General features: G+C 41.6%; 11 protein-coding genes. 5 read left to right on the top strand and 6 right to left on the bottom strand.

Annotated features, from left to right (window positions below):
* Window positions 1-274: 274 nt before the first annotated feature.
* From ctpB to O9295_RS15960, 3 genes are all read right to left on the bottom strand, one after another.
* Window positions 275-1600: a carboxyl-terminal processing protease CtpB gene (gene ctpB / locus O9295_RS15970; protein ID WP_353851868.1), complete on the bottom strand. Its 1326-nt coding sequence runs from the start codon at window positions 1598-1600 to the stop codon at window positions 275-277.
* 142 nt (window positions 1601-1742) lie between these two features.
* The gene (locus tag O9295_RS15965; protein WP_288033799.1) at window positions 1743-2162 is read right to left on the bottom strand and encodes an NUDIX hydrolase; all 420 of its coding nucleotides are present in this window, start codon (window positions 2160-2162) and stop codon (window positions 1743-1745) included.
* Window positions 2163-2289: 127 nt separating this feature from the next.
* Entirely contained in the window at window positions 2290-2988 is a 699-nt protein-coding gene (locus tag O9295_RS15960; RefSeq protein WP_288033803.1) for a single stranded DNA-binding domain-containing protein, read from the bottom strand.
* 89 nt (window positions 2989-3077) lie between these two features.
* Here O9295_RS15960 and folD point away from each other — a divergent pair, with 89 nt between their 5' ends.
* Window positions 3078-3935, top strand: a complete 858-nt coding sequence (folD, locus tag O9295_RS15955) for a bifunctional methylenetetrahydrofolate dehydrogenase/methenyltetrahydrofolate cyclohydrolase FolD (RefSeq protein ID WP_288033796.1) — start codon at window positions 3078-3080, stop codon at window positions 3933-3935.
* A gap of 131 nt (window positions 3936-4066) precedes the next feature.
* Here the strand turns inward: folD and O9295_RS15950 are convergent, their stop codons facing one another.
* The gene (locus O9295_RS15950; protein WP_288033795.1) at window positions 4067-4636 is read right to left on the bottom strand and encodes a Uma2 family endonuclease; all 570 of its coding nucleotides are present in this window, start codon (window positions 4634-4636) and stop codon (window positions 4067-4069) included.
* Window positions 4637-4641: 5 nt separating this feature from the next.
* Window positions 4642-5205, bottom strand: coding sequence for a Uma2 family endonuclease (locus tag O9295_RS15945; protein ID WP_288033793.1), 564 nt, complete (start codon window positions 5203-5205; stop codon window positions 4642-4644).
* 230 nt (window positions 5206-5435) lie between these two features.
* On the opposite strand from O9295_RS15945, the gene O9295_RS15940 reads away from it, so the two are divergent.
* From O9295_RS15940 to O9295_RS15925, 4 genes are all read left to right on the top strand, one after another.
* Window positions 5436-6083, top strand: a complete 648-nt coding sequence (locus tag O9295_RS15940; protein ID WP_288033790.1) for a hypothetical protein — start codon at window positions 5436-5438, stop codon at window positions 6081-6083.
* A 71-nt stretch (window positions 6084-6154) separates the two neighbouring features.
* Window positions 6155-6406, top strand: a complete 252-nt coding sequence (locus tag O9295_RS15935) for a BolA family protein (protein ID WP_002737239.1) — start codon at window positions 6155-6157, stop codon at window positions 6404-6406.
* A gap of 139 nt (window positions 6407-6545) precedes the next feature.
* Complete coding sequence (locus tag O9295_RS15930) at window positions 6546-7841, top strand: P-loop NTPase fold protein (protein ID WP_288033788.1); 1296 nt, start codon at window positions 6546-6548, stop codon at window positions 7839-7841.
* A 135-nt stretch (window positions 7842-7976) separates the two neighbouring features.
* The gene (locus O9295_RS15925; RefSeq protein WP_288033785.1) at window positions 7977-9326 is read left to right on the top strand and encodes a tetratricopeptide repeat protein; all 1350 of its coding nucleotides are present in this window, start codon (window positions 7977-7979) and stop codon (window positions 9324-9326) included.
* A gap of 103 nt (window positions 9327-9429) precedes the next feature.
* On the opposite strand, the gene O9295_RS15920 is transcribed toward O9295_RS15925, so the two are convergent.
* A partial coding sequence (locus tag O9295_RS15920; protein ID WP_288033782.1) for a DUF4164 family protein occupies window positions 9430-9859 on the bottom strand: 430 nt, incomplete at its 5' end.

Raw genomic sequence — 9859 nt, 5'->3', positions numbered from 1 at the left:
GGAGTGATCAGGGGTAAATTCAGGGACTTTTTCCCTGAAAATTAGGTAATTGACCCCCTCAAAATCGGTAAAACCCCACACCCCACACCCCACACCCTACACCCTGCCCCTAGGAAAAACTTTTTCAGCAGACCCTAAGTAGGGAGGCACAATTATTTGTAGGATGGGTTAGCGGTAGCGTAACATGAGCGGGCGTTGGGTTTCATGCTTCAACCCAACCTACGTTCATCTTATATTTAATTCCACCTACCTACTTAGACATTATTGAGGACAATTATTCGGCTCGACTACTCAAAGGGTTATTGAGATTGCTAGTGCCAGGACGTTTAACACTATGGGATTGTAGCAGCGAGATCGCCTGTTGGTACTGGGGATCATCCTTAGTTCCCAGCAAAGAAGGATCATCGCGGAAGCGCAGCTGTTGTTCCTGGGTTAACTCGATCTGCACATCGGGTTTAATGCCTTTTTTGTAGATATTTTCGCCGTTGGGGGGATAATAACGGGCAATTGTCACCGCTAAACCGGAACCATCGGAGAGGGTGTGTACCGATTGGACGGTACTCTTGCCATAGGTCGATGTACCTACTAAAGTCGCCCGGCCATTTTCTTTTAGCGCCCCGGCGAGGATTTCGCTGGCGCTGGCGGAACCTTTATTGACCAAGACCACGAGGGGTAAATCGGTAATAGCGGTGTTATTGGCGATAAATTGGCGATCACCGCCCCGTCGATCGATGGTGCTAACGATTTTGCCCTGTTTCATCCACATACGAGCAATATCGACACTAGCAAATAGTAACCCGCCGGGGTTGCCCCGCAGATCGAGAACATAGCCGGATACCTGTTGTTGACTTAATTCCTCGATCGCCTGTTTCATTTGTTCGGCCGCGTGGGAACTAAATTCATCCAGTTTGATATAACCAACTTTCACCCCACCTTCCTGTTTAAGGGTATAGCTAACCGAGGGGATTTCGATATCTACCCGGGTCAAAGTCACTTCAAATACCCCTTGATCGGGACGGGCAAGCTGTAAACTAACGCTAGTACCCACTGCTCCCTGTAGTGCTTCCATTGCTTGTTCTAGGGTCATTAAAGCGGTGGGTTTGCCATTAATTCTGATCAGGCGATCGCCGCTTTTCACTCCCGCTTCCTTGGCGGGGGATTTTTTCACCGTATCGACAACGACCAGATCGCTAGTGCGTTTATCGAGGGCTAAACGTACCCCAATTCCCGATAATTCTCCGGAAGTTTGACTGGTGAGGACAGCAAATTCCCTAGGAGTTAAAAAACGGGTATAAGTATCATCCAATTCCTTTAAAGCTTCCCGAATTGCCGTGTAAGCTTGTTGGGGATTAGTATAATTTCTGCTTAACAATTCTTGACGTTTTTTTTGCCAATCGATTTGATGAAAACTACGATCTACAAATTCATTATTAACAATTTGCCAAACCTGGTCGATGACCGCTTTCGGGTTATCTTCTAAGGGTTTTTCCCCTTTGGCTGCGGGGGTAAGGACCATCAGGGAACTAACTGCTAGGGTAGCGATCGCACCTCCAGATAGGAGTTTCTGCACGGAAACGAACGAGGGACGCGACTGGTTCATAAAGACAAAGCCAAAATAAGATTGACGTTTAGATAAAGCCATTCAAAAAGCGGGAGCATTTTGCCTTCGAGGGAGGTGAGGAGCAGTGTTGACTACGACTTTCGTATAGATAGGGGAGTTCCTTGTCTGGCTCTAATATCCACTATAATTCTACTTCTAGAAAATCGAGTAATATCTGGCGATGAATTTTTCCTAAAGGACGAGTCTGATTAATCTTCTGGGAATAGTATTCCCCTTGACGGATGGCAGCCGGGGGTAATAATGCTAAATCTTGCCCTTCCGTTTGCACTAATTTTTCTAATTCCAGGGTCAGGGGTACATGATAAAGATAACGGGAGAGATTATGATCGTTATAAGAGCGAAAATAGCGTAAACTAGGGGCTTCATAGTTAATTTCTTCTTTTAACTCTCGTTTTAACCCTATTTCTGGACTTTCACCCGCTTCTAAGTGACCACCAAATAAACCCCACACCCCCGGATAGAGAATCGTCGGGATGTCGTCGCGCAACTGCATTAAAAATCGACCGTCCTGTTCCAAAATCGCCAAAGCAACGAATATCATCAGTTATCAGTTATCAGTTATCAGTTATCAGTTATCGGGAGACGGGAGACAGGAGACAGGAGACGGGAGACTATTTTATTTATTCTCCCCACACCCCACACCCCACACCCCACACCCCACACCCTAGCTATTTCTCGCTTTGTTTATGGGGTAAAAAGAAAGCATCGAGGGGATCTGGGACGGGTTTAACCACTGCGGGGGGTTTGGGGGGAATCGCTTCTGCGACGGGTTGTGCGGGTGGATTGGGTTTAACGGGGGTAACGACGGGAGTTTCTGGGGGTTTCGTTTCAGCTGCGCTGGGAATTGTCACCTGTCGGGGATTTTCGAGGGGTTTAGTTGAAACCGGGGGAGAATTGTTTTCTGGGGGTTTAACTTCTGAGGTGGGGGAGGGTTTAATTTCTGGGGACGGGGAGGGAGTAGGAAGAGAATTAACCGCTACTGCATCCATCTGTTCTAATTCCACCACATACAATTCGTTAACGGTTTGGGAACCCTGGGGAATAGCTTCAAAGTCAATTTTGCCCTTAATGACGATTTCTTCGCCTTGACGGGGTAATTTATTGCTATTGGTGCGAATCCAAATCTTGCCCGAACCATCCTGCAAAAGATAGGCTCCTCCCGCTAAAAAAGGGGCATAATTGCTCACAGTTCCCCTAAGATAAACTAAAGCGCCTTTTGGTTTTTCCTGTAACTGCTCGATCGCTGTTAGGGGAGGATCACCGATGTAGGGAACGGCAATACCGAGGTCAGCAAGGGTACTACAACCGAATAACCCTAGCAATAATAATAAACTGCTGATGCGCCCTACACGAGTCTGGATAGACATTCTTGCTTTAACCTTAACGAGTGCCATTAGCCAATCTTTTTGACCATAGAATGGATCCGAAAGATTTTTGTTCTCGGTATTATCATAGAATGTCCGTAACTACTTGCCAAATTCTCGACGGGAAAGCCTTAGCTCAAAAAATCCAACTTGGTCTAGGAGAGCGCATCCAGACGCTAAAATCTCCAATGGGACGACCTCCGGGGTTAGCGGTGTTGATGGTGGGGGATAATCCCGCTAGTGCCGTTTATGTCCGCAATAAGGAGAAAGCTTGTACTAAAATCGGTATGGCCTCTTTTGGTCGTCATTTTTCCACCGATACAAGTGAACTAGAAATTTTGGCGGAAATTGTCCGTCTCAATCAAGATGAGCGGGTGGACGGGATTTTAATTCAATTACCCTTACCCAAGCATTTAGATGCGGTTTCCCTTCTCTACCAAATTGACCCGAAAAAAGATGCTGATGGCTTACATCCTCTCAATTTAGGCGGTTTAGTGCGGGGTGAGGACTGTATCCGCAGTTGTACTCCTGCGGGGGTCATGGCACTCCTGAAAGAATATAATATTCCCATAGCCGGTAAGCACGCGGTGGTGGTGGGTCGCAGTATTCTAGTGGGGAAACCTTTAGCTTTAATGTTATTGGAGGAAAACGCTACGGTAACTATTGCTCACTCGCGCACGGAAAATCTGGCAGAAATAACCAGAAGTGCCGATATTTTAGTACCTGCGGTCGGTAAAGCGAATTTAATCACCCCGGATATGGTAAAACCTGGTGCGGTGGTGGTGGATGTGGGGATTAATCGTGTCGCTGACCGTTTGGTGGGCGATGTGGACTATGCTGGGGTTTTAGAAGTGGCTAGTTATCTTACTCCTGTCCCCGGGGGTGTCGGTCCGATGACGGTGGCAATGTTATTACAAAATACATTGTTAAGTTACGAACGCAAGTTATAAATCCTCAGCTACCAGCTATCAGCTATTCAGTAATTCTATGGTGAGGTACGAATTTTTCGTTTTGGGGAGTCGGTCGTCGATACCAAATTAGGTTATACTTTCTCTTTATGAGAGACGCTGTAGAATTTAATTTAATAAATATTACCGAGTATTTCAATTAAAGTTAACTCTATTTCTGGAAAGGATTCAATAAAAATACTTTCACCTCGATAATATTTCTGAATAGCTTGATAACTACCCTGCAGCGGATGGCGATAAACTTCTAAACATTCCTCCTTGAGATTGATAATCCAAACCTCTTTAATATTTGCTTCTGCATAAAGAGGGATTTTAGTATAGCGATCATAATCGAGGGTAGAATCGGAAACTTCAATAATTAAATAGATATCTTGAGGACAAGGATAGGCAGCAACATAAAAATCCGATCGAGGTATTAGTAAACTTAAATCTGGTTCTGGTTGAGAATTATTATTTAATCTAATCGGATTTTGTACTCCTAAGAGAATAAGATCGCCAAATTTTCGATAAAATAACTGTGTTAATCTAGCTATACAGGCAGCATGACGGGTTCCCATCGGTGACATTTTGATAATTTCTCCTCGAATTAATTCCACTTTTTCATCGGGTTTGATTATTCCCTGGGTTGTCATTTTTTCGTATTCTTCCACCGTAAACTTACGGGTAATCAGTGATAAAGACATTTTAACTACACTCCTAATATTTCTGCAATAGTGAATTCTATATCGGGAAAAGATGTCATAAAAACCCTCTCATTTATAGAGTATTTCTGAATAGCTTGATAACTACCATTCAGAGGATGGCGATAAACTTCTAAACATTCTTCCTTGAGATTGACAATCCAAACCTCTTTAATATTTGCTTCTGCATAAAGAGGGATTTTAGTATAGCGATCATAATCGAGGGTAGAATCAGAAACTTCAATAATTAAATAGATATCTTCGGGACAGGGATGGGCATCAACATAAAAATCCGATCGAGGTATTAGTAAACTTAAATCTGGTTCTGGTTGAGAATTGTCATTAAGTTTAATAGGATTTTGAACTCTGAGAATAATTTTCTGTCCTAAATTTTGATAGAATAATTGTATTAATCTATCTACACTAGAAGCATGACGGGTTCCCATCGGTGACATTTTGATAATTTCTCCTCGAATTAATTCCACTTTTTCATCGGGTTTGATTATTCCCTCGGTTGTCATTTTTTCGTATTCTTCCACCGTAAACTTACGAGTAATCAGCGATAAAGACATTTTAACTAAACTCCTACTTTCTCTTTATTCTATCTGGACAGCCTTGCAAGGGGGGAATTATCGGTATTTAAACCATTAATCGGGGGGATAAACTAACTTTTTGGGGACTTGTACTGATTCTTCGGGAAAAATCAGCGCTTGCCATGGCGACAAAACCGCTAAATCTAACGTCTAGAAAGCTGGGGTCGGATCGAAACTGCCCCAAAAAAGCTACTATAGGTCAGTTGTCGATGTTAGAAAAAATAGCCGTTCCCATCAGGAACATTAAGTCGAGAAATTTTATGGTTAAGCGAAAACAGCCTTATAGTTTAATTTATCTGCTCACTCTGGTGATCGGTTTATTGATTGCGATCGCACCTGACGGACAAGCACAAACCCCTGACTCTAACAATCCCGCCAGCGATCCTAACGAATTAAAACCTTTAAATCAAGCCGATAGTGTCCTGAGTCTTCAGGGGGGACAACGTTTAGTGGAAGAAGCGAACGCCGCTATTAATGCCGCTAAATACGATGTCGCTGTGGACAAACTCAATCAAGCGCGTCGGATTTTTAACCAACTATCTAACTATCATCTGCAATTAGCTAATAGTTTCTCAGGAATTGACCCGAAAGTATTCGATTCTCAGCGTCAAAGTGCTTTAAACACGGGACAAATGCGGGATGAAGCCACCTATCAGCTTGCTTTGGTCCATAGGGCGCAAAATCAGCCAGAATTGGCGGTTCCTTTGTTAATTCAGGTGATTCAATCCCAAAACCCCACCAGTGAATTAGGACAAAAAAGCTATCAACAACTCTACGAGATGGGATTTGTCAGTACACCCATCTCCGCACCGACTCCCACCTCCGCAACTCCTAACAACTCCCCCCCACGGCAGTAAATTTTGTCCCTATTGACGAGCTTTCGGTAAAAATGGGATCAGAGTATCTTTAATTTTTTTGAGGAGTTAAGATGGTTGACTTTCGCCAAGTAGAAGCGATGATTCAAGAACAAATCCCCGATGCACAAGTGATGATTCGGGATTTGACGGGAGGTGGTGATCATTTGGAAGCGGTGGTTATTTCCGGGGAATTTGCCGGCAAAACCCGCGTTAAACAGCATCAAATGGTTTATGGCGCTTTACAATCGGCACTGGCTACCGAAGCCATCCATGCTTTGGCATTAAAAACCTACACTCCCGACAGTTGGGCAGCAGAAAAATAACAGTTATCAGTTATCAGTTATCAGTTATCAGTTATCAGTTATCAGTTATCAGTTATCAGTTATCAGTTATCAGTTAATTTTTTTCTGGTTTTCTTTGTGGCTAATTATCTTCACACAACACAGTCTAATTTAATTACTCATGGTTAGTCCTTTACTGGAACCCTTTCGAGAAGCCTATCGCAATTTGGAACTTTTACCCCTGCGATCGGATAAAGAATTACAGCGTTTTGCTGTCAAATACGGCACAGAAATTATCGAAGAATTAGAACAATTGGTCGAAGATAGTCCTTCGGAAGACGGAAAAATTATTCTAGCAGGACATCGGGGTTGTGGTAAGTCAACCCTACTCTACGAATTTAAAAGAAAGTTAGATGATCGCTATTTTGTTGTTTTCTTCTCGATCTCAGACACGATCGAAATGTCAGACGTAAATCATGTTACTATTTTATTCTCGATCGCCGTTCAGATGATGTCAGAAGCGGAAGCCCAAAATTTAACTATTAAAGATTCTATTAAAAAAAGCTTTTATCAATGGTTTGCTGAACAAATCCGCACCGAAACCAATCAAGCAGATGCCACTGTCGAAACAGGTTTTAACTTTTCTTCTTTACTAGCTCACATTAAAGGCATTCTCAAGATTAATTCGACTATTCGCGAGGAAATCAAACAAAAATATGAGCGGAGAATTACCGATCTAGTTGCCCAAATTAACATTATAGCTAGTGTGATCGAGTCCCAAAGTCAGAAAAAAATCTTAGTAATTGTTGATGACATTGATAAAATTGACTTAGCACAGGTAAGGGATATTTTTCAATCCCATATTAAAGCGATTATGTTGCCGAATTTTCGGATTATTATGACTATTCCGATCGCCGCTTTAAGAGAAGTAGCTTTAAAGGCAACTCTCCAAACAGAAACCAACGATCAGATCGTACAAATGCCTGTATATAAACTCTTTAAACAGGGAGAAATTAATTCACCTAATGCTATACCCGATCCGCAAATTATTGCTACTTTAACCGAGATTATCACTAAGCGCATCGATTCCGCTTTAATCGATCCTGACACCCTCGAAAAAATTTGTCTTTATAGTGGGGGAGTGTTACGAGAATTAATTCGCATTACTAATGATTGCTGTCGGGTTTGTTTGCGATCGGTTCGTCGTTATCCTGATGATAATACCCTAAAAATTGATCAAGCTGTTCTAGAACAATCAATCACAGAACTTAGTCTCGATTTTGCTGAAAGTATCGGTACAGCAGATGAGGAAATTATTAAAACTGTTTATGAAAAGTCAAAACCGAAGGATCTCAAAGATCAAAATTTTCTAGATCTGTTGCATGGTTTATATATTTTGGAATACCGCAATGGCGATCTCTGGTATAATGTGCATCCGATTGTGGTTGAGTTAATGAAAAAAAGAGGAACAATTTGAATGGGATAAGTAAGTAGTTATAATTAAATTGAAGATGGATCCCCCCTTGATCCCCCCTTGATCCGTAGGGTTGATTCATGAATCAACCCTACCTAATGGGGGTATCTGACAGTTTTTAACAGCTATCCACTTATTATGAATAATGAAACATCTTCAATTATTGACCAAAATGAAAGAGAATACGAAGGTTTAATCGTGTCTCTAGAGGCAAATCAAGAGAGATTAAATATATTAATTTGTGTGTGTGATCAGGAAAAATTGCGAGAAGAAATTATTGATCGCTATAGCAAAGAATTAGAACCAGTAATCCCTTGTTATCGGATTGATTTAGATCAAAAAGAACCGAGTTTAAGAGCAGCAATTGCTAGTTTAGTCTCCAGAAAACCAGAGTTACTACAAAGCAAAAATGCCGTGATCACAACCACAGGAGTGGAAAAATTACACTCGATCTCGCGTAGCGAGCGCGTTGCGACCGAATGGCAACGGGAAAAATCGGAACTAGATAAATTTTTTGGTTATCTGCAATGGACAAGGGAAGGATTGCGAGAATTTCCCTATTCCATCGTTCTTTGGGTAACAAGCACAGTGGAAGTAAATTTACGCAAAAAGTCCCCCGATTTTTGGAGTTGGAGAAAAGGAGTTTTTCGCTTTATTTCTCCTCCAAGTAACTTTTTACCTTCTCAGGAATTTTTACCAATTTTACAATCTTTTGACGAAATTACTATAGATAAAGATATTCCTTCAATCTCTAAGGAAGACTTGTTAGAACTAATCGAGCAAATCGAGGTAAATAAAGGCAAAAAAGAGCCAAGACTAGCGAGTTTATATGCCAGTTTAGCTAAAATTTATAACCTTCGTTTATTATATCGATCACCATTGGTAGATTATCGTCAGGAACAAGAGCTTGCGATCGAGTATTATCAAAAAGCGATCGATTTACAAAAAGAGTTAAATCTAGAACTTGATTTAGTTGCGAGTCTCGACTCATTAGCAGGTATTTACTATTTCCTAGGAGAATACCAAAAAGCGATCGAGTTTTATCAACAGTCCTTAGCAATCCTTCGGGAAATCGGTGCTCGGGGGGGTGAAGGGACTTCCTACAATAATTTAGGCAATGTTTACTATTCCCTAGGAGAATACCAAAAAGCGATCGAGTTTCATCAACAGTCCTTAGCAATCACACGGGAAATCGGCGATCGGGAGGGTGAAGCGAATGCTTGGTTTAATCTGGGACTTACCTACTATAAACTCAAACGTATATCGGAAGCGAAAGAAGCATATCTTCAGTCGCGGGAATTATTTCAAGCATTGGGGTTAGCAGGATATGTTCAAAAGTGCGATGATGAAATTCGGCAATTAGAAACCCGAAAATATCCCTTAATCGTTGCTTTCTTTCTGGGGGTGGTTATGTTTCCTTTCGTTTTAATTGGGGTGATCATAGTGGCATTGTGGCGATTGTTAAAAAGATGGTTGAGGAAAGCATAATTAGGGGTAGGATGGGTTAAATATCCCTTATTTTTAACCTGAGTTTCACATCTGCTAATTTCCCCTCATAACTACCCTAAAGTGAGAAATTATAGTAATATTTCTAAGGATTACCAGAAAAGAAAGAGCGCCATGCTGCTGTGCCGATCGCTCCTCCTAAAAGGATAATTAACGTCCAAACTTGATTTTTTTGGGTTCCTTCCACCTTTTCTAGTCTTCTATCCATCCCATCGACTTTCTCAGTTAGTTTTGCCTGTCCTACCTCTAGCTTAGTTAACCGTTCGTCAATTTTGTCAAATTTCTGGTTAAAATCCTTCTGTAGGCTGTCAAATTTCTGGTTAACATCTTTCTGTAGGCTGTCAAATTTCTGGTTAAAATCCTGTTGCAAGGTATCAAATTTCTGGTTAAAATCCTTCTGTAGGCTGTCAAATTTCTGGTTAACATCCTGTTGGAAGGTATCGATTTTTTGGTTAACTTCCTTGATGCTGTCTTTGATTTCCTTGAGGACGGATTCAAGACTATAAGTAACGGTT

The sequence above is a fragment of the Microcystis sp. LE18-22.4A genome (assembly GCF_027531105.1).
GTDB classification, from domain to species: Bacteria; Cyanobacteriota; Cyanobacteriia; order Cyanobacteriales; family Microcystaceae; genus Microcystis; species Microcystis aeruginosa.
This window is presented reverse-complemented; position numbering and strand designations above follow the sequence as displayed.

Excerpts from the sequence above, each read along its gene's own strand:
- O9295_RS15930 (WP_288033788.1), top strand. The coding sequence starts at position 6,546 with ATGGTTAGTCCTTTACTGGAACCCTTTCGAGAAGCCTATCGCAATTTG.
- O9295_RS15945 (WP_288033793.1), bottom strand. The coding sequence starts at position 5,205 with ATGTCTTTATCGCTGATTACTCGTAAGTTTACGGTGGAAGAATACGAA.
- O9295_RS15950 (WP_288033795.1), bottom strand. The coding sequence starts at position 4,636 with ATGTCTTTATCACTGATTACCCGTAAGTTTACGGTGGAAGAATACGAA.
- O9295_RS15940 (WP_288033790.1), top strand. The coding sequence starts at position 5,436 with ATGTTAGAAAAAATAGCCGTTCCCATCAGGAACATTAAGTCGAGAAAT.
- ctpB (WP_353851868.1), bottom strand. The coding sequence starts at position 1,600 with ATGAACCAGTCGCGTCCCTCGTTCGTTTCCGTGCAGAAACTCCTATCT.
- O9295_RS15965 (WP_288033799.1), bottom strand. The coding sequence starts at position 2,162 with ATGATATTCGTTGCTTTGGCGATTTTGGAACAGGACGGTCGATTTTTA.
- folD (WP_288033796.1), top strand. The coding sequence starts at position 3,078 with ATGTCCGTAACTACTTGCCAAATTCTCGACGGGAAAGCCTTAGCTCAA.
- O9295_RS15925 (WP_288033785.1), top strand. The coding sequence starts at position 7,977 with ATGAATAATGAAACATCTTCAATTATTGACCAAAATGAAAGAGAATAC.
- O9295_RS15935 (WP_002737239.1), top strand. The coding sequence starts at position 6,155 with ATGGTTGACTTTCGCCAAGTAGAAGCGATGATTCAAGAACAAATCCCC.
- O9295_RS15960 (WP_288033803.1), bottom strand. The coding sequence starts at position 2,988 with ATGTCTATCCAGACTCGTGTAGGGCGCATCAGCAGTTTATTATTATTG.